Below are 22744 nucleotides of genomic sequence, written 5' to 3'. Positions count from 1 at the left end.
TTACTCGATCTATCTGTTAGATCATTCAGCGATACAAACCATCGACTAGTAGCTACGACCACCAAACTTGATACGTGGCTCGACCACTTCTGTGTCAGGAATTTGCTTACGCGGAAATTTACGATTTGACGGTGCTGGCATCAGTGGCGCCTCTACCTGTTCGGACTTATTTTGCTTTTGAGCATGTCCGCCCTTTTGCTGCCGAGACAAAACACCAATTTCATTGATCACTGGGATAACAATTGGTGTACGACGCGTTTGGTCGTAAAGGATATGAGTGACTTCGTCTTTGATCTCTTTTTTGATCACCTCTATATCATACTTACCACCAAAACTGCGTGCCGCCTTTTGTTTGAGGTAAGCGCGAATCATACCCATCAACTCTTCGCTATCACGTAGATAAATAAAACCACGCGAGATAATATCTGGACTTGTCAACAGACGGCCAGTTCCCCGCTGTACAGTCAAGACAACCACAAACATTCCCTCTTGGCTCATATGGATACGATCCTTTAGAACAACCTCGCTGACAACTTCACCAGCATCATCATACATCACGCCACCGGCTTGAACGCGTCCAATCTTTTTTCCACCCTCGTGATCAAACTCGATAACATCACCAGCGTCACAGACAAAAATATTTTTACGTGGTATACCGCACTCTTTCTCAGCCAACTCAGCGTTATGAACAAGCATGTGAAATTCACCATGGTTTGGGATATAGTATGTCGGATTAACGGCGTTGATCAGACGAATGTGATCATCATAGTATCCATGTCCCGACAGATGAAGCGGGCCAATCCCCGTTAGGTGTGTTTTACCATTTTGGATAATCTCACCACCCTCACGCATCAAGCCATCAACGGTGCGAACAACGTATTTTTCGTTACCTGGAATCGGATTACTACTAAATACAACAACATCACTACTCTTGATCTTGATAAATTTATGCGCACCAGAAGCCATACGATTCAGGACCGCCGAAAACTCACCCTGGCTACCAGTACAGACAATTGTAATCTTGCTATCTGGTAGTTTGACTATATCCTCCATCTTCACAACAGTATCTTTTGGCACCTTGATCGCGCCTGTACGTAAAGCGACCTCAAGGTTTTGGATCATACTATAGCCCGCAAAAGCAACCTTACGACCATGACGCTGAGCCTCCTCGAGAATTAACTGCATACGATGAAGTTGGCTCGAAAAGCTCGAGATGATGACGCGCGAGTTCGGAAACTTGTCCATAACCTCGCCCATTGAGTGCTGAATATCAAACTCACCGTGGGTGTGTGTGCCATCGGACTCACAGTTGGTTGATTCGTTGAGGAACACCAAGAAACCTTCTTTTTGCTGAATCTCTGTGATGCGCGGAAAATCAAATTTCTTGCCATCAACTGGATTCTCCTCGATACGCCAGTCACCCGAGCTGAGGATATTGCCAACTGGCGTACGGACAACTACCGCCGTGGAGTCTGGAATTGAATGGTTAACTCGAACCAGCTCTATGCTAAATGAATCACAAATTTGTACAATATCATGTGCCTCAGGGTTGAGCTCACGATAGTCAGGCTCAAAACTACCGTCCGTCTCCTCCATAGTTCGCTGTAGCATACCAAGTGTAAACTTCGATGCGTAGACTGGCGCTGGAATCTTCGGAATCAGATGGCGGAAAGCACCAATATGGTCTAGGTGTCCGTGAGTAAATACGTGGCCACGGATCCGATGCTTATTCTCCTCGAGCCAGGTTATATCAGGAGTAATATAGTTGATACCCGGGTAATCCGCACCTGGAAATAAAAAGCCCATATCGATTATCATGATGTCATTATCGTATTCGATTGCCGTCATGTTTTTACCGATACCCATCTCACCAACACCACCTATCGGAATGATTTTGAGCGTTGGGCGTGGTGCACGTGGCTTCTTTGGCTGATCCGCTAGACTAAATTGTCGACCATCATAGCCGTTATAGCGCGACTTATTGACTGGTACATTTATGATATGCTGACTCGCCTGCATATTAACACCTTCACTAGTGCGACGCTGCGCGCGAAAAACTTCACCTTTACGTGTTGTTGTCGCGTTTAGCACGGTGTTGTTAGACTTTTGCTTAGTTTGACTAGGCCGTTTGCTGGCATCATCGGCCTGCGGCTTCGCGAGACGTCGTTGTCCCATAAATTATATGTCTCCTTTGTTATTTAGTAAAAATAATTTCAAAAAATGAATTGAGTGGTAGTCAAAATTTAATAACGAGATAGCCTACCCCTCTTTATGTAGCCTCATTATAGCACAGATGATGGCTATCTGTCAATCTGAGCAATTATTTCCGGCATTCGTACAAAATCTTCGATCAGGATTTCACGCATGCTACCGTTATAAAGTGCGGCAGCCGGATGATATAGCGGCACAACAACCAGTGGACGATCCCCAAATTGAATCCGTTTTGGCTGACCATGAATCTGACTGATACGCTTACCTGGCAAAAAATACTCCATACTGTGGCGTCCAAGCGTTACGACTACCTTTGGGTTGATAATCTGCAACTGCTTGAGCAAGTAGGGCCAAAATACCGCCTTTTCATCATTCAGCGGATCACGGTTATTTGGTGGACGATATTTTACTATATTTGTGATATAGACATCATCGCGCTTCATACCCGCCTCAGATAGCATATGATCGAGAAACTTACCAGCCGCACCTACAAATGGCAATCCCTGCTCATCCTCACTTTTGCCTGGCGCCTCACCAATAAATACAATATCAGCATCAAGACTACCATCACCCATCACAAGTTGAGTAGCCTGAGAGCGTAATTCAGGGCACACATCTAGGTCGATCATTTTACGCCTAAGCGCTTCCATCTCGTCATATTTTGTCATTAAAAATTGCTCCTATACGTATTGTACAGGAGCAATTGGCATGAAACGAGAGCAACTACTGTTGATCAATCACCTTTACAAGTGCTTTGAGCTCGCCATCTAGTCCAAGGCTTTTCTGGTGCTCCTGGACGCTCGTAAGGTCGGTATCTTTTTCAAATGACTTAGCTTTGGCTATAAAAGCCTTATATTCAGCCTCAAACTTAGCCCGGTCATTAGCTTTATATGCCGCTTCCATATTTACGATCCGCTCACGCATTACACCGAAATACTCTCCGAGCTTCTTGCCTAGCTTTGCGACATCGGCATTAGACACCTTAGCGAGCTCTTTGGCATTCTCGCTACAAGGTCCTATTGCGGTGTCGTAGGCAGAAACCAACTTCCCAAGGTCATCAGTATCCATATTGCCAATTTTTTGTTTGTCACAACTAACAACCGCTTTGTGAAGCGCTGGAGCCGATTGCTCAAGTGTTGTAATGTTATCAACAAAACTCTTATTCTTTTTAACTAAAGTATCATACGCCGTCTTTATCTTGCCGTTTCGCATGGCACGCTCATGGGCAAGCTGATTTACGCCATCCTGATAATCGCGAAAGATTTTTTTGTAGGCCTCTTTTTTTTCTGTGATATCGTCGTCACTTGAGTCTGAGTCAGCTACCTCGTCCATATATTCTTTAGAAGCCTTGGCTACTTTATGGTATTTCTCAATCAGAGACTTCGTCTGCCCACTAGCGTGACGATAGTCAGCTGATGAAATATGGAAAAATACGAAATATACAACCACCGCGATTATCAATAGAAAACCAATCACACCTAGACTAATCAACAGAGCAATTAGTCCTTTATTCGTTTGTTTTGGAGTTTTTGGTGGCGCTACAACTACTTCATCTATCGAAGAGTCTGTCACTTCATCAGCTAGCTCTACCTCGCTAGTTTTTTCTTTATTTTTAGTCATGAGACCTCCTCACTAGTATTGGCAATTATGATTTACTTTGTAGGTATCTATATACAATCATAGCTTATATAGCAATATACCCCTCAGACAAAACGGGGTATATCGCTTATCTATTACTGATCCACACCTTTCATCGTTAGATTCAAACGCCCCTTCTCGTCTATTCCCGAGAGCTTGACTTTGACCATCTGCCCTTCTTTGATTACATCGGTCACCTTCTCAACACGCTTGTCAGAAAGCTGTGATATATGAAGCATACCATCGGTACCAGGCAAAATATTCACAAACGCACCGAAATCCTTGATAGTAACGACCTTACCAGTGTAAATCTTGCCAACTTCTGGCTCTTCGGTCAAACTACGAATCCAGTTGAGGGCTTTTTCGATCGTTTTGCCATCTGGTGACGCGACTGTGATCAGCCCATCATCTTTTATGTCAATCATCGCACCAGTCTCGGCAGTAATCTTATTGATCACCTCGCCACCCTTACCAATAACTGCACCAATCTTGTCTGGATTGATTTTTATTTTCTCAATTCTCGGCGCATACGGACTCAGCGTCTGACGTGGCTGTGGCAATACTGACAACATATGCTCCAATATATGCGCACGACCAGCTTTTGATTGCTCAATCGCTTGGCGCAAGACCGCCACAGGCAGACCATGAACCTTCATGTCCATCTGCATAGCCGTAACGCCCTTTTCTGTACCCGTAACCTTAAAGTCCATGTCACCCGCAAAGTCTTCGGCATCGGCAATATCAGATAGCACATAAGGTGTATTACCATCCATCATAAGCCCCATCGCGATACCACTCACCGGCCGTCTAAGAGGCACACCTGCATCCATCAAAGCCAAACACGAACTACAGGTAGCGGCCATACTGGTTGAGCCATTTTGACTCATAATCTCAGTGACACTACGGATTGCATACGGGAATTCCTCCTCGGTCGGAAGCACTGCGCTAAGTGCACGCTCCGCTAGATAGCCATGACCGATTTCACGACGACCCGGACTACCAATACGACCAGTCTCACCAACCGTATATGGTGGCGCATTGTAGTGATGCATATAACGACGCTCGTCGTCAGTACGCTCCATAGTATCGACTAATTGAGCATAACTGAGGGGTGCAAGCGTCACAATGTTCATACCCTGCGTAACACCGCGGGTAAACAGGCTCGAACCGTGTGTCCGCGGTAAAATACCAACTTCGGAACTGAGTGGACGTATTTCGGTAAGTTGACGACCATCAGGACGAATCCCCTCCTCAACAATACCCTTACGGACATCCTCATGAAGCGCCTTTGTAAATGCTTCATCGTATTCATCACGAAGCGACGCGTACTCCTCCTCGCCACCGTGTTTTTCCGCCATTTCTATGTGGTACGCCAAGCGAATTTCGTTAATCATTTCGTTACGTTCAGGATAAGCTTTGCGGATTACCGCCCCAAACTTACCTTCCACCCATACGTTTGCCTCTTTTTGAATATCTTCGTTTGGCAAAACAAGCGTATATTCACGCTCTTTTGGCGCCACCTTTTCTTTGAGCTCCTTTTGCAACTGTATTGCCGGCTGCATCATTTCATGCGCCCAGGCAATCGCGTCGACAATCACCTCCTCAGAAACTTCTTTGGCCCCAGCTTCTACCATCGTTATGCCTGATTCAATACCAGCCACAACTAGATCAAGATCACTCTCCTCGCGCTCTTCTGGTGTAAGAAATGCCCTAAACTCACCATTAACACGTCCTACGCGCAAGCCCGCAACTGGACCATCAAATGGCGTTCCAGTGAGCATCAGAGCGCTACTTGCCGCAATCATAGCAATCATGTCGGGTCGGAAACCTGGATCCATCGAGAGGACAGTAGAGACGACCTGAACCTCCTGGCGATAACCTTTCGGGAAAAGCGGGCGGATTGGGCGATCGATCAGGCGACCGATCAAAACCGCATCATCGCTTGGACGACCTTCTCGCTTGATGAAACGGCTACCGCTAATTTTGCCAGCAGCATAAAATTTCTCCTCATAATCAATTGATAGCGGAAAGTAGTCTAACACAACCGGCCTCGTACCAACGCTAGCGCTGCCAAGCACAACTGTATCACCGTACCGAACTAGCACCGATCCACTAGCGCGAAAGCCAACACGGTTGACTTCAATTGTCAGTGGTCTACCGCAAAGTTCAGTTTTGACACTAAAAATATCCTTACCATTAGGGTTGATAATACTCATAAATGAGCCTCCTTTTCGTTAGATCACCTACCTATTGGAGGTAAGTAACGGGTAGAGACGTCCATCTAGCGACGGAAACTTCTATCCACCACTTACCGCATGGCGATCACTTGTTATTATACCAAAAAACATCAGTCACGTCAGCGACGTCCTAGCGTATATATACGCCACTCTATGTAAAGATATACTCTATTACCTCATCGCCTCGATGACATAGAGTCTCAAGCCCATCAGCCTGAGTAAAATCTCCACCTATATAATCAACAGAATCCATCAGTCCTTTGATTATAGCATATTTTATAGTAATATGCAACTAGGTTGCCCGACGGCCAGCACCACACCGATACTTTTTTAGACCGACCTATCCTTGTACCAGTCAACAAACTTCCTATATGCATCACCATCGTCCTTCGCTCTGTTGTAGGCCTCAAACTCAGCCCTACTGAGCTGGGAAATGGGGACATCTAGACCACTTGGTATAAAAATCCTCCAGAGCGGGCCCCAGGCATCTTCACATTCAGTCTGATCTACTACATCTGCAATCTCACCCCAGTATGGATCATCACTAAATTCATACTGCCTACCGCTGTCATCAACAAATATCAAGTTACTAATAAAGTAAGCTCGGCGATCATCGTAACCCTGAAGTAACCTCACAAAACCTTCAGGTCCCAGCTTTTCGGTCATAGCCTTTTGATAGGGACCAGGAAAGCCATTGAGCGCGACAATCCTTAGCTCACTATCATCAACCACCAGCCGGCAACCAAGCCGACGATAGGCTTCTGTAGCCTTTGCCCGTGCAACCTCAAGTGCCGTATCAGCCTGAATCTCAATAATATCAAGCGACTGTCCGACTACCTCAACCCTAACGCCAGCAGAGTCTAGATATCTCTGTAAACTAGCGACTTTTCCAGAGTTAGAAGTCGCAAATATTAACTTATTCATGATGGTATTATATCGGTTATTTTATATATTTTACCGACAACCTCAACCTGATCTCCTACCCTTTTTCCCAATAAGACTGTCGCTATCGGTGTTTTTGAGCTTATCCACACTACACCATCACATTTTTGCCCAGCTACATGTGTCCAGTCTCCAGCAATTCTATAAGTTGCTCCGCTATCCAGCTTAACAATATCTCCCACGCCGACCACTCCGCGCTTCTTTTGCGGTGGCGCTAGAGTTGATAACCGAATAAGTGTCCTGAGACGACTAAGCTCCGCCCCATACATCGACTGTTTGTCGCGCACCGCCTCAAAGGGCGAATTATCGTGCCAAGTTTCGCTACTCTGAGTAAACGCATCGTTAAAGTCTGCCCCCAGATCTTGAATCATATTCTCAAGCGCGACAATCCGCTTTTTAGCATACGCACGATCCTCAGGCAATAAGTATATTTCCTGCATCATAAAATAGCTCCGCATTTAGTTATCATTAGAGAGTCATTGATCCGGCTCGTCCGGATGTGACGATTTAATACCAGTATAGCAGACCACCCCACACACCGACTACCCTCTTTTAGATCTGTTGTATATTGAGTTGAAAAATGCTATTGTTTATATACTGGTTAATTAGTATGTAAGCATTATACGGAGGGCGATATGCCCACCAAGCAGACAGAGAAAAACGCCAAAAAATCTGCTAACTCACATCGATTCAAAGACAAGCTAAAGTCTATCTTTAGCTTTTTGCGTGCCCACAAATGGTATGTTTTTGCGTTTGTGGTAGCCATTATTATCGTTACTAGCCTCGCCTACTTTATTTGTCGCACTAGCCTAGCGGTCAACGTCGTATACACAGCCCAAAATATTAAAGTTGATCAACCAGTTATTTTTAAGCTAACTCAACACATTCAGCCGATTGACACCTCAAAAATAACAATCTCACCAGCCATCGAAGGCTCGTGGAAATTTACTCAGACCAATATATCTGAGAATGCCACCTTAACATTTACTCCCCGAAAATACTTCAAGGAAGACACAACCTACAAGGTAACGGTTCATGACGCCAAACGATTACTTGGTCAGCCACTATCGCTACCCACGATATCGTTCACCACCGAAAAAGCACCTCAACTAGTTGACGCTGGTGTCCTGAGCTGGAAAGAAGGTCAGGTGGTCGCATCTGACACGTCTTTTTCCGTAACGCTCACCTCAGAAAACCGTCAACTTCGAAAGCTAGAACTTCGAACTACACCAGCCATCAACACTACTATGTCGATAAAAGATGACAAAGTATTCACCTGGAAACCAACCTCTATCCTGCCCCACAACACCGACATATCAATTGAGGTATACGACTCAAAAAATGATGAATCTCTCGTCAAAAAAACTATCCACACTGCACCCGAGCCGTCTATGACTTCGCCCACCACCAGAGGCAACATCGATCAACACGACAATATTCCGATCACTTTTGGCCAGGCAATTGACCAGTCAAGCGCGAACATCACATTTGACCTCCCTGGCAAGGGCAGTTGGCAAAACGAAACCACCTATGTATTTACTCCAGAAAACCTCACACCAAATACTACCTACCGCTTCTCGATCGCCAAGGGTCTGAGAAGTAAAGAAGGTGGAATCCTGCAAAACGACATCAGTGGAAGCTTCTCTACTATTGGACCAGTCACCGTAGTGGGCATGAGTCCGCGTGGCGGCAACGAACTTTCCCAGGCTAGTCAAACGATATCCTTTACTTTTAGCCGACCAGTTGACCACACCTCTGCAGAGCAAAGATTTTCCGTCTCATCTGGGCAAATTGTGGGTAAAGCATGGCGTGGGAACACACTACTTGTAACCGTCAATAACCTTGGCTTTCAGAAGCATATTACCGCAACGATGAGCGCAGGAGTTACCAATGCCAGTTTTGGAATACCGACCAATCAAGCTTATTCACTCAGCTTTACCACTGAGATTCGTACAGTCAAACTAGCCGTACCCGCCTTTCGTCAACAACATAAAGCCACCTGCACGGCAGCATCACTCAGAATGATACTTGCTTATCGAGGTATTAGTAGCGACGAAATAGGACTAGTCAACGCCATGGGATATAATCCTCGACCCGCCGATACAAGCACTGACCCGCCGACCTGGGACGACCCACAAACCATGTTTGTCGGTAGTATAGACGGCTCCATCGCTGACTGGACGGCCGCCGGCCCAGATGCACCACCTGTCGCCAGAGCGGCTCGTGCCTACGGTCGTAACGCCAGCTATGCCACCGGCATTACCAGTAGCTGGATCGCTCATCAGATACATAACGGCACGCCAGTCATCATGTTTGGCTCCTTTCGCGCGACGGGTAACGTCACCTGGAAAACTCCATCTGGCGCTACTCGTATCATGAATCAGACTGGTCACGCTACCGTAGTAATTGGAGTGAAAGGTGAACCTACGTCGCCACTTGGATTCTGGGTCAACGATCCGCTACGCGGAACCACTAGCTATTGGTCTAGGGGCGCAGTTGACGCTAATATTGCCCGCGACCCAGATCGCCAAGCAGTTTTGGTCTACTAAAAAACCGCCCCAACGGCGGTTTTTTATCGGCTATTTACGCAAGCCTAATTTCTCTAGCGTGGCCTTGTATGCCTCAAAGTCAGTCGTTTCAAGGTATTTGAGGAGCTTCTTTCGTCGCCCTACCATCTGAATCAGACCGCGTCGTGCCATATGGTCGTGCTTGTTGGTCTTGAGATGTTCAGTCACCTCTTTGATACGAGCCGTTAAAATTGATACCTGAGCCTGTGGGCTACCGACATCATTTTTGTTGACCTGAGTCAAAGCAATCGCTTTCGCTTTGTTATCCTTTGATATCATAGTCAGTAATTATACAAGGCTACCTCTAATATTTCAAGCCTAATACACGCCCACTATTTATCCGTGACCTAATCTCAAAGCTAGCTTACGTCTACCATGTCACCGTAAATGAATACTTGAGCTCTTCTCCAGCCCCAAGTATATCAGCGCGCGAGATATCCTCATCAAAGGAAAAACCACTCTGGCTCGGCTCGATACAGAGGTAATCTCCCAGCTGATCTGTCCATTGCGCCCACTGATTGAGCTCGTCTGATTTCAGGACTAGATCACGACTTGCCAACTTCAGCCGAACAGTATCTCCCGAGATAAACTGTGCCTCGCTAAATTTCGCTAGATCATCATGATAAACCCCGTTCACTTCCGGCGCTTTACCATCAAGACACCAGTATGGATGAAAGGCTGGCGCAACTTTTAGAGGTAAATCTCCTCCATTTTTTAGCCTTAATTGCGCCGTAAAGCCTCTCTCAAGCACTTTATAGGTTAAATATGATTCCATACTCATATATTCACCCACTCCAGCTAGAACAAGTTCTACAGACGTCTCAGACTGACTCTTTATCGCCCATTCGCTCGTTCGACCATAGCCATGTTGGCCAAGACCGCTCGCTCCACCAGGTCCAAAATTTGGAAGACAAACGTGTAGGCCGCCTCGAGTTTTTTCAGCACCGTCGGTCGTCGTTAGAGTCTGTTTTGGAAACAAAATATCACCAAACTCATCTGATAAACTAGTGACGTATCCACCATTGGTCGAAATCTTTAACATCGTTGAACCACTACAAAGCTTGATATCCATATACTCCTCCTTTTAGTTTGTTATTCCGAATTCTTCTAGCTGGCTTGCATCGTCAACGTCCCATTTACCTATTTTAGTCCGCCTTAACCCACTACAGTATGCACCAGTACCAAGCGCCTCACCGATATCAACTGCTAGACTACGGATATATGTACCGCTAGATACGTGTACGCGAATTTTTAATTCAGGATATACGTACGAAACTAGCTCAAGCGAATAAACCAACACCTTACGCTCTGGCATCTCAATCTCTCTGCCGTCACGCGCCAGCTTGTAAGCCCGCTGACCATCAATCTTAATCGCACTAAATATCGGTGGTCGCTGTCTAATTTCACCCGTAAACTTCTCTAAGACTCTCTCGACCTGCTCACGGGTTGGTACGATAACCTCAGGCTGATAAATATTTACCTCACCCTCTGGATCACCTGTTGTACTTGTCTGTCCGAGAGTAATTGTTGCCTCGTATACCTTATCTAACTTGGTGTAGTGGCCGGCATTACGACACTCCTTGCCCACGACAATAATCATCAGCCCTGTCGCAAATGGGTCAAGCGTACCTGTATGACCGACTTTAACTTTCTTACCTTCTTGCTTGCTAAGAACCCGACGAATACGTGCAACGACACCAAAACTAGTCATTCCCGACGGTTTATCAATGAACAGCACCTTATCCATGCGCTCATTGTAACAAATCCTCCAGCCTAAAAGAGCGTTATGACGTTACTCGGTTTCTACTGCCCGGGAATACGGAACTGCGACGGATCGGACGAGACCGCCTGCGCCTGAGGAACCGTGGCGTCAACTGGAGCCGGTGGCAGTACATCACCAAGCGTATCAGGAACTGAGGTTGTCGCTGGCGCTCCTCCGCCAGGAAGCGGTGGAAGTGTCGAGAAGTCAGGCATCGGTGGCAACGGCGGAAGTGGCGGTAGACCCGCTTGGGCAGTGTCACCAGGAGCTGGAGCCGTATTTAGTGCCGCATCAATTGCCGCCCGCGCTTCAGTATAGTCAGTGCGATTCTTAGCATCAATTTCAGCGAGCGTAGGTGCTGGTGCTACTGGTACAGTAGGCTGAACTGTTGCTCCGTGATCGGTTGGCGAAGTTTGGCTATTCTCGGCAAAAATATCACGAACCTTCGGCTCGGCATCCTGTTGCATGGCAGTCGTAGCATTTAACGGTGACTGAAATGCTGGTGCTGCTGACGTATATGGTGTGCCGTGTGTCAATATCGTACGGTTTCGGTCGTCTTCTATCTGTCGACGTTTATCCTCTTCGGCCTGCTCGGTTGTCGCGTTTAACGTTCCGCCAAGACTCGGTTCTTCTGCTTTTTCATCTGTTCGCACCTTTCGTAACTGATCTGTCGCTACAGCACCATGCACAACGGGCGGCATAACTGACGTAGGTACTGAACCGTCTGGACGCGCATTAGCGATATCTCTTTGGATAGCCTCAACTGACGGAACTTGAGGCAGTTGCTGAGACGCAGCCAGCTGTTCTACAAGCTTCGTCTCAGCTAGTTTTGCTGCATCCTCTTGCCTACTTGTTGCAATCTCACTGGTTCGACGCGCAAGCGCCTCTTCGGTGGTGTTGAGCGCCTCGTTAGACTTCTTTTCGCCGATCTTTCTAGTCACCTCGTCAAGTGAGCCTTCAGGTACATGAGAGATAGATAACGCGCCAATCGCTCCGTCAGACTCCTGCGCCTTTTTCTTTGGAGTCTTTTTTGGAGATTCTATTTTCTTGGATTCACCCTCTTTGAGTTCTCCATCCGACCCATCAGCAGATGAAGATATCTTATGCTCTTCTTCCAGTTTCGTTGCAATCAGCTGCTGATTTGCTCCAGCCGACATCAACTGTGCCGCAACCGTCATAACCTTTGAGGAGGTATTTGCATTTGAGAACCGATCGGTCGAAGCTACAATACCAGTCAAAAATGCAGTAGCAATCTGTTCATCAATAATATTTCTGTCGGTTTTTAGACTATCAGCCAACATATAGAGCATCTCGCTATAGCTACTGGCATTTTTATCAGCCCACTCAATTCCGCCAAGATTTGTCGGCTCACCCAAAGAGATAGCCGCAACGGTTGCATCATGGAGGATTCTGCCGTGACTTTCAAGCGCACGGTCAAGGTCGGCTTCGGTCTTCACACCAATCGCGAGAACCGTCTCAACGTTGTAATCCCCCTGGCTAAAATCAAGATCATTTTCATTGATTGTCGTACGATAAGGCGTGATAAAAATCTTCACCATATCGTCAACCACCTTGTATCGTAGGTGGTCGGCCTTTTCTTTATCGAGAGCAATAATAAAATCTCGCAGGCTATCGACTGTATTTTCGAACGTCTTTTCTGGATTCAAAAACTCTATAGCTGGCGGTATTTCACCGCTAAACACCGCCGTAGCGTGCTTGTTGAGCTTGTTAATTGCCAACGTAACACCAAGCGCAGCAGAAAGTTCATCAACTGATGGGTTGGTATTGACGGTAACAAGGATATTACTACTATCCTTAATCTTATCGACAATTTGCTTCACTACGTTTGATTCAGCCATGGTGGTTCCTGTTTTTGTTTCTATGAGACTCTGGGGTCACTATACCATAAGTAGTTTGCGTTCGTCAATAGATTTCTGCCACTTTACAAACAGGGGTATATAGGCTATAATCAACCGTTGACTAGAAATAGTAGGCTAATCACGAGGAAAAGGAAATTTATGCCAATCATTAAATCAGCTATCAAACGTATGAAGCAGACTGCCAAGCGTCGTGAGCGCAATATTGGCATCAAGCGCGACATCAAGACTGCAACAAAAGCGTTTATGGCAAAACCAACCGCCGAAGGTTTGAGTGCCGCTCAGAGCGAGCTTGACACCGCAGTCAAGAAGGGTCTTCTAAAAAAAGCAACTGCGAGCCGTCGCAAATCCAGCCTCGCAAAGGTTGCTAAAGAAGCTGGCGTTAAGCTCTCGGCAACCAAAAAGGCTACAAAACCAGTCGCTAAATCAACCTCAACCACCAAGACCAGCACCAAAAAGGCACCAGCAAAAAAAACTGCTACCACTAAAAAATAGTTTGTTTTTCAACTTTCAAAAAAACGCTCCCACAGCTACATCTGGGGAGCGTTTTTTATCGCAAACTAACGCCAAGCAAGAAACGTTCAATACCGTCCCACGGATCAAACTGCGACAGCTTCATACCAGCGTCAATATCAGCTACGAGTGTCGTGATACGGCGCAACTGACCATAGGTATACTCCCCCGCCAGTTTATGAAGTTTCTGGGCGACAAACGGATGAATACTTAGTTCAGCCGCCATCGTAGCCGACGAACTATCCCCTAAGCTCAACGTAACCAACTGCGCCCATTGTGTCGCAAGAAGCGCGAACACCCGATGAGGTGATTCATTTAGACGCAGTTCTGTTAGAAGAGACATCATACGCCCCGTGTCACGGCGTGTCGCAAATTGTAATAGATCAAAAACTGTATCTTGAGCCGCTGGGGGAAGCACTGTCGCAATCGCTTCGTCCGTCACCGAGTCAAGCAAATCTAATGATTTAACAGCTCGCGCCAACATATGCTGATCAATTTCTAGATAGCTCTCACCCTCAACCGCCACCCTAGACCGCTCTACCATATTTTTAATCTGAACAGACGATAACTTCACGCCCCGATCTTTTGCAAACTTTAAAAGCCACTCTTCGGCAAGCCCACGCTCTTTATCGCGCCATCGATTAGCCAAGATCACTGTCGCCGACTTTATGAGCAATTTATAAGACCTCGTTCGACGATCCAACTTTGATTCAATAAGTACGAGTGTCGTATCATCCGATACATCACACGCCCACTCAGCGAGCTTATCCCACAGTGGTTTTTGCGCCGATAACCCCGACACTACAACTAATCGCTTAGTATTAAATAGCATTCCGCCCCTAATAATATCCGCTAGATTATTCAGACTTAGCGTACTAGCATCAATTTGCTCATGCACCAACCCAAGCTTTTTTTCAAGCGTCACCACCTCCTGCTCTGCTCGATATGTATTATTTCCCAGGACAAGATAAATCATTGTTTCTATTTTTGCATAGGCTGACACACTGGGCAAACATGAGTACCACGACCGGCCACTTTGATTTTCTCAATAGCAACATCTGGATGAGACCGACATGCCTGCCCCTCGCGACGAAATACATTGGCAAAAGTGAGATAGCTCCCCTTGTTGCCTTCTGCGTCTATGTAGTTTCTGTCGGTGCTACCACCGTGCTCGATACTAAGCGTCATCACTGCCTTTATGTGAGTCAAGAGCTCAGTGAGTTGCCTATCTGACACATCACGAACACGTGTCGCTGGATGAATTTTGGCTAACCAGAGAGACTCGTCGGCGTAAATATTACCCACTCCCGCCAAAACAGTCTGATCGAGTATCGCTGCTTTCACTGTCGTACCATTGCGTCGCCGGATCCGCGGGATAAATTCCTTACTCGTAAATGAATCATCTAGCGGCTCTGGGCCAACCTTTCGCATAAAACTAATACTCGAGACCTCATCTGTCGGGATCAGCTTCATCCAGCCAAACTTACGTAAATCATTAAAATACAGCCTTGATCCATCAGTAAATTCGATATGCTCTCGAGTGGTGTTATCTGGCAGAGTATTGATAAACGAGTCACTCGGATGACCACCTCCCCACCGCTCACTACCCTGAAAAACCAGCTGCCCCGTCATCTTGAGATGCACAACAAGTGTATATTTACTAGATAAGTCGATGAGTAATACCTTTGCTCGTCGTGACACCGACGAAACCCTTGCGCCACATAAAAATTGTTCAACTGTGTTAGGGTCGTTTGGAAAGCTTTTTGGACTATCGTAATTACGAACGCTCGCTACCGTCTTACCAACGATGAGACGCCTTAATCCACGACAAATTGTTTCAACTTCTGGCAGTTCAGGCATAATTATTTAGTCTCTTGTAGTATTTTTGACATCATCTCTTTCGTATATGCATTAGTGATGTGTTGCACGCTCTGCATACCAGCAACCTCTGCACCCTCACAATTTTCTTCTAGATCATCAATCATCACACACTCCTCCGGCCTAAGCCCCATACGCTGCGCCATAATTCGAAATACTTCTGGATTTGGCTTTACGAGGTGTTCCTCGTACGACAAAAGGACAGCATCAAAAAGCTTGCTCCGCTCCTCAGGCGAGAAAAGCTCATCAAGCGTTCCGCTGGACACGTTACTCAACAAGCCAACCTTGTAGTGATCTCGCAGTGATTGAGAGTACGCTAAAAGCTCGCTGTTTCGCACATGACGTTCATCCAGAATCTCCCTGATTTCACCAGTCGTCCTACCAACAATTTCTGCGATTCCCTCGATATATTCTCGACCCGAAATAAATCCGTGGTCAGCCTGCTTGTTTAAGTCGCTAAGCTCCTGCTGATACTTGTCTGGACAAAGCTCTCGTATCGCATCAACGGCCCTGCCGTATAACACCCCAAAACAATCAAAAATAATACCACGTATCATATTTATAGTATACGTGGTATCTTGTTGCCTGGCTACTAGTAGATTTCGTTGAACTGCGACTTAAACTCTGGGATCTGGTTGACAAACAAAGCATGTATCTTGAGTGGGTCTGCTGCCATCGTACCTTTTGAGTCTCTACAACTAGTACTCCATATAGACTGATCAGCTGATCGATTATTCAGCGTTTCAAACATATATGCGATCCCCTCAGTCGCACAAACACCTCGAAAATCTGCATCTTTTGCCGCATGTGTCGCAGTAATATTAGCGTTATTTAGCGCATATACGAACTGCTCATAGGCTTGTTTATTATTACTATATTTCTTTGTATCTATAACGTCGTCCAGATAACCGGAATAAGTCACAAAAGTTCGCTCACTTGGACTAACCGTGATCTGGTAACTCTTGAACTTTTCATTAGCCACAATTGGCCCACGAATTGTCCAGCGGACACTACGACTTTCGTCTTGATTTAGTACCGAGTCTACAAGTGTTGGACCATTCTTTTTATCGCCATTCGACTGTTTATCACCACTAAATATCATACGACCCACCATAACCAAGCCTGCAATCACAAATGCGATAACAAGCACAGCTACAATCAGTGGAACAATCCGCGGTCCTGATCCTCTATACATACTAGCAATAATACCACATCAAACAATATTTGTCAATGAAATTACACCCTACACTCAACCTATACAATTTACTGTACGCTAGGCAAAATCCACTATGCCTCGTCTTGCGACGCGACAAACTCCTCTAGTTCGGCATCCATCTCATCAAGCATAGCGATCGCCGCCTTGATATCATTAGGAGAAAATAGTTGGCTCACCTCGCCAGATTCAGAGTCGTGGATAATCCCCTCAATATGCCCATCTCCATACTTACGGAGCAAAATACTGTCACGACGCTCATCAAAAATAGTTCCCGCCTGATGGCGTGGCACCATAACATCCAGACCATCTTTAGCCTGAAGCTTTTGCTCTGTGATTGTATTGGTTGGTGGCGCATGATGCGTCCCGTTGACAAAATCTACACGCACATCAATGCTATGTGGCCCGATATAGCAGTCGTACGTATAGGGGTGGATGCAGTCAATATAGTCTCCCCTCTCGTCAACTGGAGAAACATAAACTTGACCGACACCCTCGTCGTCAGTGCGCACTTTGTACATTGCACCCTCTCTATCCACAAAGCTTCCGTGATCATGCCAAAACACCTTTTCATCCGATACCCACTCACCTTTTTCAGCATCATAACGGTTCCCAAACGTGATTGAGAGCTCACCTCCTTTGAATTTATGGATATCGCCAGTGATAAACCGATCAAGGATATCTCGTCGTCGTGGATTACCTCGCACTTTTGCCGCCACCTCCATACAAGAAGCTAAATACGCCTGTTCCGCCTCATCCTGTCCGTAATCAACCTGTTCGCCGAGAGCGCAAACGCCCTCATGTGTCTGTTTCACGATAACGTTCCTTTGTATATCATTGGTCTTATATCTAGAGATATACTCTCTACCTGAAAAAAACGCAAGTGGTTTACTTACGAAGCACCGAAGCGTCCGTCATGCAGCCCGTGGTCACGGATAAGCTGATTAAGCTTTTCTCGCATTGGCTCAGGATCAACGAATCTCCAATCAGCAAGATCTCCAAATAAGTCAGGGAGAATACACAAAACAACAACCTCTACCTTTTTATCGCCATGGCCGTTACGTTCAACAATATAGCTGTCCCGATCGCCAATAAGTAGTTCCCGTTCTGTCAAACGCTTTTCGTGCACCAACTGCTCCATACGATGACGAAATGAGCTTGGTGTTTTGACATCTATATTAATGTATCGCCCCGACTCTGGATCTTGCACCTGCATATCAATCCCCAGTGCATCGTGAGTCCGGTCGGTCATGAACACATTAAACCCATACTCTTGAGCCGCCAGGTACACCGCAACCTCACGGGTCAGTCCACGAACTATCGCCGTCCATTGTTCTCCAGTAAAGCATGGTGCACCGACACGTTTACATATTCGATCCGCCGACTGTTTCATGCGCCCGCTAAACTGCACCCTCTCTGCATCATCCATAGCGAGAATTGTCGCAACTAACGTATCGTTAAAATCAATCAACTCGTAGAGTCGTTCTTGTTTGTTGGAGTAACCATTGGGAAATCGATCCATCTGTAGCTGGGCAAGGACAGCACACGGCACCTGTGCAAGTAGCGCCACTGCACCATCATGAGGCGACCCAGTTCGATCAAAGCGCTTTCTTAGTCTCGCAATATCTCCATCAAGCGCGTGTATCTCTGGGCGACGTTGTAAAAGCGACACTACCTCCTCTTCGACACAATCAAAAAAATCCGTACTACTGCACACAAACGCTACATCGACTGGTTGTGTCATATGTTTTTTATCGACCGCATAATCACGATGTCGAAAACGCTTATTGTGTCGACGGTATCGTGGACGAAAACGTCTCCAATGATGCTTAACTTTGTGAAACACGCGCTTTATAAGTCCTCGATATCAATTGCTATTTTCTTATATCTACTGTCAGTGTACCAAGCCTCATATATTTCCGCACGATAACGCCCTATCCCCGGTAGTGTAAGTATCTTTTGTGCCCTGGCGCGTGCATAGAAGCCAAACTCACCAAACACATCATCCTTTGCCGTAAATGCCATCAGCATCACCTCATTACTCCTATCGATCGCTCTACTGTGTGATGTTTTTAACTTACTAAACCACTCTATTTTTCCGCCCCGATAAGATTGGACACCTACAGGTACGGCCCAGGGTTTACCAACATCATCAATCACAGCAATCGTCACATGATTCAGCTGCTCAAGAAACCGCTTGATACTACGCGTGTCCCGTGCTGCCATAACCGCCCGACCCCCTCTCCGTTTCATCAAGCTGTCCAACCTCGTTCCATTCAACACGCTCATAGCTAGTCACTACCATCTGTGCAATACGCATCCCTGGCTCGACCACAAACGATTGGTCACTTGTGTTTAATAAAATTACTCCAATCTCACCACGATAATCAGCATCAATCGTGCCAACACCATTCGCCAGCGTGATACCAAATTTTGCCGCCATACCACTCCGGCCCCTGATTTGAGCCTCATATCCAACGGGGAGTGAAATTGCGATTCCAGTCGGAATAATCACGCGACCATGCGGTTCGATTTTGACCGGCTCATCAATTTGTGCCGTTAAATCCATACCCGCTGACTGCTCAGTCTGATAGGCCGGTTGACTGGCGTTTTTATGTAAAATCTTGATATCAACTTTCATGCACTCCCCCTATATGCTTACAGCTAAATCTCTATACAAGAAGACGGTTATTCACAACTCTACACCTCGCCCCAATTATTGCCAACATGAACATCAACCTTTAGACGAACACCGAGCTCGGGATAAATATTTTCCATAACGTCCACCAGCACAGCAGAGACTCTCTCTGCCATATTGCGTGGGCACTCAATCAATATACTGTCATGAATCTGCAATAGCTGGGCGCAGAGTGGAGGTTTAGGATCACTAGTACTCCCGTCTCTTTGAGCAGCCGGATCTTCTACTATAAGTCGCCCAAGTCTTTCATCGACTTTTAGCATTGCCAACTTCATTAAATCAGCCTCCGTACCCTGAATCGGCATATTTGCCGCTGCTCGCTCAGCGGCCGACCGAACAACAAAATTACTCGATTTTACATCTGGAGTCCAGCGACGACGACCAAACAGCGTTTCAACAAAACCATCATCATGAGCTTTTTTTATTGTGTCATCTAAATATTTACGAATACTGGCATGCACCTTGAAATATTCATTTATAAAGTGTTGCGCCTCACCAAACGTCATATTCGCCGCCGCCGCAAGACCATGCTGACTCATACCATAAAGTACACCAAAATTCACAACTTTTGCTCGCCTACGCTGTTCTTTCGTAACATCATCTAGCGGAACTTGGTATACTTCTGCCGCCGTTTTAGCATGGATATCGGCACCAGCATTAAAGTCATTTATCATCTTTTCATCTCTCGATAGCACCGCGGCCAGGCGTAGTTCAAACTGCGAATAGTCGGCACTCACAAACACGTTCCCCTCCTCGGGTACAAATGCGTCACGGATCTTTCGCCCCAGCTCGGTACGAATCGGGATATTCTGAAGATTTGGCTCAGTACTCGACAGTCGTCCCGTTGCAACTACATCTTGATTAAACGTAGTATGAATTCTCCCATTCTTATCAACCTGCTGGGGCAGTGTTTGGACATAGGTATTCTGTAACTTTGTCAACTCTCGAAATCGCTCAATCAGCTCGATAATCGGGTGCTGTCCACGAAGCTTATCTAGCTCTTTTTGCCCTGTACTATACCCCGTCTTGCCCTTTTTAATTCCAGTCGTAGGTAACTGCAATTTTGTAAACAACACTTCCGCGAGCTGAGCTGGGCTGGCAATATTAAACTCATAGCCCGCCATCATATACATTTGCTTCTCAATCTCGGCTATATCGGTTGTTAGTTTTGCATCCATATCAGCGAGCTTACTACTATCGAGCTTAATCCCTCGATACTCCATGCGTGCCAGAACTGGGATAAGCGGAAAATCCATGGTCCGTGCAACGTACGCAAGCTCAGGCAGAGCATCTAGCGCCTGTGACTGCTCGTCGTATAGCGCCCATATCGCGCTAATCGCAACTTTTGGATCAGTTATCTCCTCCATGCCAACAAGATCAGCGAGCTCGCGTGATTTTCTTAGAGGATTGAGCAAGAAAGATCCCTGCGCCGTGTCGTGACGAATCTCTGGTAAATTTGCACCATCGGCTAACAGTTGCTTTAGAAAGGTTTTTGTATCGTGCCCAACTATCGCTACCCGCGATAAGATATCAATCGCTTCGCTCCTTCGCAACTTAGCAACCTTACCGCGCTCATGACTGAGCCAAACATTACCCCCCTCTGACCAAATAACCAACTCTTTTGCCGTCATCAGTGTCTCTCTGGCATGATCCGGCACTTCTTTCGTTTCTTCAAAAGATCTAAGGCTTTGACTATAGTCATCAACATCCGAGCTACTACGCATATGCTCGGGAAGGTTACGAAGCAACGAACGAAATTCTAATTTGTTAAGTAGCTGTTTTAATTTTGTCGTATCGAGATCCGTCACGTCCATATCAGCAAGATCAAGTTCAACTGGAGCGTCAAACCATAGCTCAGCAACTTTTTTGCTCATCTTAGCCGACTCTTTGCCCGCCTCAAGTTTACGCCGAACACTATCTTTAATCTGCCAAAGGTTTTCGTAAATATTTTCTAACGTATCAAACTGCTGGAGCAATTGTACGGCGGTTTTTTCACCAACACCAGGCACGCCTGGGATATTATCGCTAGAGTCGCCTTTGAGCGCCTTTAGATCAAGAAACTGATCAACACGAATACCGTATTTAGCCGTAAAACTATCTGGATCAAATAGATCAATATTGGTTAATCCTTTTTTGAGGGCATAAACATGAGTTAACGGACCAACCGCTTGTAGTGCGTCAAGGTCACTGGTGATCAGGCAGGTTTCAATCCCCTGATCGCTAGCCTTTTTAGCAAGTGTAGCCATGATATCATCGGCTTCGTAGTCGTCGAGCTCGTATAACGGCCAGCTAAACGCATCTAGTAGCTCATGCAAAATTGGGATCTGAGCATAAAAATCTGCTGGTGCAGGTTTTCGTCCCGCTTTATATTCTGGATAAATCTCTAAACGTTTACGAATATTTGTTTTAGGCTTATCCCACGCCACACAGACATAATCTGGTTTCAGTTTTTTGAACAATTCGAGCGACAAAGCCGCAAACCCATACACTCCACCAGTTGGTGTACCGTCTGCCGTCGATAAATTTGGCATCGCATAATACCCGCGATAAAACACACTTTTCCCGTCAATAATTACCAACCGCTTCGTCATAGCTCTATTATAGACCATCTGATAAACTGATAGTATGACACAACATCACACTGAAAAGGCGCGTATTCTCGCCTTTGTTGGCTTAACAGGAAGCGGTAAATCAGAGGCGGTGAATTACGTCTGCAAAAAAGGATTTCCAAAAGTATACTTTGGAGGAGTCGTACTAAATGCGATGAAAGAAGCTGGCATCGAATGGACCGAGGCCAACGAGCGTCAGTTCCGTGAAGAAATTCGTGAACGTGAAGGGAAAGATTTTGTCGTCAAGCAAATCATCAAAGAGATTCATGACCTCATAGACGCAGGCCAAAGATATATTGTTGCCGACGGTCTCTACACCTGGACAGAGTACAAATTACTAAAACGTGAGTTTCCTGGTGAACTCACAGTGGTTGCCGTAGTAGCACCAAAGCGCCTACGGCATCACCGTCTCACATTAAGACCAGTTCGACCCCTGACAGTCGAGGAGGCCAGCTCGCGTGATTGGGCCGAGATAGAAAACCTAGAAAAAGGTGGCCCTATAGCTATTGCCGACCACTTCCTTTATAACGACAAAAATATCGACACCCTCGAGGAGAGAATTGATACACTGCTTAAAGATTTAAACTTTCAAGCGTAACAAC

General features: G+C 46.1%; 22 protein-coding genes. 3 read left to right on the top strand and 19 right to left on the bottom strand.

Annotated features, from left to right (window positions below):
- Nucleotides 1-45 precede the first annotated feature (45 nt).
- The 6 genes from GWK75_00420 to GWK75_00395 form a co-directional block, all read right to left on the bottom strand.
- Nucleotides 46-2175 carry an RNase J family beta-CASP ribonuclease gene (locus GWK75_00420; protein ID QHU90941.1) on the bottom strand — a complete coding sequence of 710 codons (2130 nt, stop codon included), beginning with the start codon at nt 2173-2175 and terminating at the stop codon, nt 46-48.
- A gap of 125 nt (nt 2176-2300) precedes the next feature.
- Nucleotides 2301-2879 (bottom strand): uracil-DNA glycosylase, encoded by a 579-nt coding sequence (locus GWK75_00415; GenBank protein ID QHU90940.1) that lies wholly within the window; start codon nt 2877-2879, stop codon nt 2301-2303.
- Between the two features lie 55 nt (nt 2880-2934).
- Nucleotides 2935-3831: a hypothetical protein gene (locus tag GWK75_00410; GenBank protein ID QHU90939.1), complete on the bottom strand. Its 897-nt coding sequence runs from the start codon at nt 3829-3831 to the stop codon at nt 2935-2937.
- A 113-nt stretch (nt 3832-3944) separates the two neighbouring features.
- On the bottom strand, nt 3945-6065 hold the full coding sequence (gene pnp / locus GWK75_00405) for a polyribonucleotide nucleotidyltransferase (GenBank protein QHU90938.1): 2121 nt from the start codon (nt 6063-6065) through the stop codon (nt 3945-3947).
- Nucleotides 6066-6416: 351 nt separating this feature from the next.
- Entirely contained in the window at nt 6417-7010 is a 594-nt protein-coding gene (locus GWK75_00400; protein ID QHU90937.1) for a hypothetical protein, read from the bottom strand.
- Complete coding sequence (locus GWK75_00395) at nt 7007-7471, bottom strand: hypothetical protein (protein ID QHU90936.1); 465 nt, start codon at nt 7469-7471, stop codon at nt 7007-7009. The genes GWK75_00400 and GWK75_00395 overlap by 4 nt, the downstream gene beginning before the upstream one ends.
- Before the next feature lie 192 nt (nt 7472-7663).
- On the opposite strand from GWK75_00395, the gene GWK75_00390 reads away from it, so the two are divergent.
- Complete coding sequence (locus GWK75_00390; GenBank protein ID QHU90935.1) at nt 7664-9577, top strand: hypothetical protein; 1914 nt, start codon at nt 7664-7666, stop codon at nt 9575-9577.
- Between the two features lie 30 nt (nt 9578-9607).
- On the opposite strand, the gene rpsO is transcribed toward GWK75_00390, so the two are convergent.
- The 4 genes from rpsO to GWK75_00370 all read right to left on the bottom strand — a co-directional run bounded on the left by rpsO (nt 9608) and on the right by GWK75_00370 (nt 13213).
- Entirely contained in the window at nt 9608-9874 is a 267-nt protein-coding gene (gene rpsO, locus GWK75_00385) for a 30S ribosomal protein S15 (protein QHU90934.1), read from the bottom strand.
- Between the two features lie 91 nt (nt 9875-9965).
- Nucleotides 9966-10667: a hypothetical protein gene (locus GWK75_00380; GenBank protein QHU90933.1), complete on the bottom strand. Its 702-nt coding sequence runs from the start codon at nt 10665-10667 to the stop codon at nt 9966-9968.
- 12 nt (nt 10668-10679) lie between these two features.
- Nucleotides 10680-11342 (bottom strand): tRNA pseudouridine(55) synthase TruB, encoded by a 663-nt coding sequence (truB, locus tag GWK75_00375; protein QHU90932.1) that lies wholly within the window; start codon nt 11340-11342, stop codon nt 10680-10682.
- A 56-nt stretch (nt 11343-11398) separates the two neighbouring features.
- Complete coding sequence (locus GWK75_00370) at nt 11399-13213, bottom strand: hypothetical protein (protein ID QHU90931.1); 1815 nt, start codon at nt 13211-13213, stop codon at nt 11399-11401.
- A 159-nt stretch (nt 13214-13372) separates the two neighbouring features.
- Here GWK75_00370 and rpsT point away from each other — a divergent pair, with 159 nt between their 5' ends.
- Nucleotides 13373-13726, top strand: a complete 354-nt coding sequence (gene rpsT / locus GWK75_00365; GenBank protein QHU90930.1) for a 30S ribosomal protein S20 — start codon at nt 13373-13375, stop codon at nt 13724-13726.
- A 55-nt stretch (nt 13727-13781) separates the two neighbouring features.
- On the opposite strand, the gene GWK75_00360 is transcribed toward rpsT, so the two are convergent.
- From GWK75_00360 to polA, 9 genes are all read right to left on the bottom strand, one after another.
- Nucleotides 13782-14720, bottom strand: a complete 939-nt coding sequence (locus GWK75_00360) for a hypothetical protein (protein QHU90929.1) — start codon at nt 14718-14720, stop codon at nt 13782-13784.
- 5 nt (nt 14721-14725) lie between these two features.
- On the bottom strand, nt 14726-15604 hold the full coding sequence (gene mutM / locus GWK75_00355; GenBank protein ID QHU90928.1) for a bifunctional DNA-formamidopyrimidine glycosylase/DNA-(apurinic or apyrimidinic site) lyase: 879 nt from the start codon (nt 15602-15604) through the stop codon (nt 14726-14728).
- A gap of 2 nt (nt 15605-15606) precedes the next feature.
- A complete protein-coding gene (locus GWK75_00350; GenBank protein ID QHU90927.1) occupies nt 15607-16179 on the bottom strand; it encodes an HAD-IA family hydrolase in 573 nt (190 codons plus the stop codon).
- Nucleotides 16180-16214: 35 nt separating this feature from the next.
- Nucleotides 16215-16817 (bottom strand): hypothetical protein, encoded by a 603-nt coding sequence (locus GWK75_00345; GenBank protein QHU90926.1) that lies wholly within the window; start codon nt 16815-16817, stop codon nt 16215-16217.
- A gap of 92 nt (nt 16818-16909) precedes the next feature.
- On the bottom strand, nt 16910-17650 hold the full coding sequence (locus GWK75_00340) for a hypothetical protein (protein QHU90925.1): 741 nt from the start codon (nt 17648-17650) through the stop codon (nt 16910-16912).
- Between the two features lie 77 nt (nt 17651-17727).
- Nucleotides 17728-18681, bottom strand: a complete 954-nt coding sequence (locus GWK75_00335; protein ID QHU90924.1) for a hypothetical protein — start codon at nt 18679-18681, stop codon at nt 17728-17730.
- Between the two features lie 5 nt (nt 18682-18686).
- Nucleotides 18687-19061: a hypothetical protein gene (locus tag GWK75_00330; protein QHU90923.1), complete on the bottom strand. Its 375-nt coding sequence runs from the start codon at nt 19059-19061 to the stop codon at nt 18687-18689.
- Nucleotides 19039-19476 (bottom strand): dUTP diphosphatase, encoded by a 438-nt coding sequence (locus GWK75_00325; GenBank protein ID QHU90922.1) that lies wholly within the window; start codon nt 19474-19476, stop codon nt 19039-19041. Before GWK75_00325 ends, GWK75_00330 begins: the two co-directional genes overlap by 23 nt.
- A 59-nt stretch (nt 19477-19535) precedes the next feature.
- On the bottom strand, nt 19536-22124 hold the full coding sequence (gene polA, locus GWK75_00320; protein ID QHU90921.1) for a DNA polymerase I: 2589 nt from the start codon (nt 22122-22124) through the stop codon (nt 19536-19538).
- A 34-nt stretch (nt 22125-22158) separates the two neighbouring features.
- On the opposite strand from polA, the gene GWK75_00315 reads away from it, so the two are divergent.
- On the top strand, nt 22159-22740 hold the full coding sequence (locus GWK75_00315; GenBank protein ID QHU90920.1) for an AAA family ATPase: 582 nt from the start codon (nt 22159-22161) through the stop codon (nt 22738-22740).
- Nucleotides 22741-22744 lie beyond the last annotated feature (4 nt).

This window comes from Candidatus Saccharibacteria bacterium oral taxon 955, assembly GCA_010202265.1.
In the GTDB taxonomy this organism is placed as follows: Bacteria; Patescibacteriota; Saccharimonadia; order Saccharimonadales; family Saccharimonadaceae; genus Saccharimonas.
Note: the sequence above shows the minus strand (reverse complement) of the source record. Positions and strands in the feature narration are given on the sequence as shown.

Excerpts from the sequence above, each read along its gene's own strand:
- GWK75_00420 (QHU90941.1), bottom strand. The coding sequence starts at position 2,175 with ATGGGACAACGACGTCTCGCGAAGCCGCAGGCCGATGATGCCAGCAAA.
- GWK75_00415 (QHU90940.1), bottom strand. The coding sequence starts at position 2,879 with ATGACAAAATATGACGAGATGGAAGCGCTTAGGCGTAAAATGATCGAC.
- GWK75_00410 (QHU90939.1), bottom strand. The coding sequence starts at position 3,831 with ATGACTAAAAATAAAGAAAAAACTAGCGAGGTAGAGCTAGCTGATGAA.
- pnp (QHU90938.1), bottom strand. The coding sequence starts at position 6,065 with ATGAGTATTATCAACCCTAATGGTAAGGATATTTTTAGTGTCAAAACT.
- GWK75_00400 (QHU90937.1), bottom strand. The coding sequence starts at position 7,010 with ATGAATAAGTTAATATTTGCGACTTCTAACTCTGGAAAAGTCGCTAGT.
- GWK75_00395 (QHU90936.1), bottom strand. The coding sequence starts at position 7,471 with ATGATGCAGGAAATATACTTATTGCCTGAGGATCGTGCGTATGCTAAA.
- GWK75_00390 (QHU90935.1), top strand. The coding sequence starts at position 7,664 with ATGCCCACCAAGCAGACAGAGAAAAACGCCAAAAAATCTGCTAACTCA.
- rpsO (QHU90934.1), bottom strand. The coding sequence starts at position 9,874 with ATGATATCAAAGGATAACAAAGCGAAAGCGATTGCTTTGACTCAGGTC.
- GWK75_00380 (QHU90933.1), bottom strand. The coding sequence starts at position 10,667 with ATGGATATCAAGCTTTGTAGTGGTTCAACGATGTTAAAGATTTCGACC.
- truB (QHU90932.1), bottom strand. The coding sequence starts at position 11,342 with ATGGATAAGGTGCTGTTCATTGATAAACCGTCGGGAATGACTAGTTTT.
- GWK75_00370 (QHU90931.1), bottom strand. The coding sequence starts at position 13,213 with ATGGCTGAATCAAACGTAGTGAAGCAAATTGTCGATAAGATTAAGGAT.
- rpsT (QHU90930.1), top strand. The coding sequence starts at position 13,373 with ATGCCAATCATTAAATCAGCTATCAAACGTATGAAGCAGACTGCCAAG.
- GWK75_00360 (QHU90929.1), bottom strand. The coding sequence starts at position 14,720 with ATGATTTATCTTGTCCTGGGAAATAATACATATCGAGCAGAGCAGGAG.
- mutM (QHU90928.1), bottom strand. The coding sequence starts at position 15,604 with ATGCCTGAACTGCCAGAAGTTGAAACAATTTGTCGTGGATTAAGGCGT.
- GWK75_00350 (QHU90927.1), bottom strand. The coding sequence starts at position 16,179 with ATGATACGTGGTATTATTTTTGATTGTTTTGGGGTGTTATACGGCAGG.
- GWK75_00345 (QHU90926.1), bottom strand. The coding sequence starts at position 16,817 with ATGTATAGAGGATCAGGACCGCGGATTGTTCCACTGATTGTAGCTGTG.
- GWK75_00330 (QHU90923.1), bottom strand. The coding sequence starts at position 19,061 with ATGGCAGCACGGGACACGCGTAGTATCAAGCGGTTTCTTGAGCAGCTG.
- GWK75_00325 (QHU90922.1), bottom strand. The coding sequence starts at position 19,476 with ATGAAAGTTGATATCAAGATTTTACATAAAAACGCCAGTCAACCGGCC.
- polA (QHU90921.1), bottom strand. The coding sequence starts at position 22,124 with ATGACGAAGCGGTTGGTAATTATTGACGGGAAAAGTGTGTTTTATCGC.
- GWK75_00315 (QHU90920.1), top strand. The coding sequence starts at position 22,159 with ATGACACAACATCACACTGAAAAGGCGCGTATTCTCGCCTTTGTTGGC.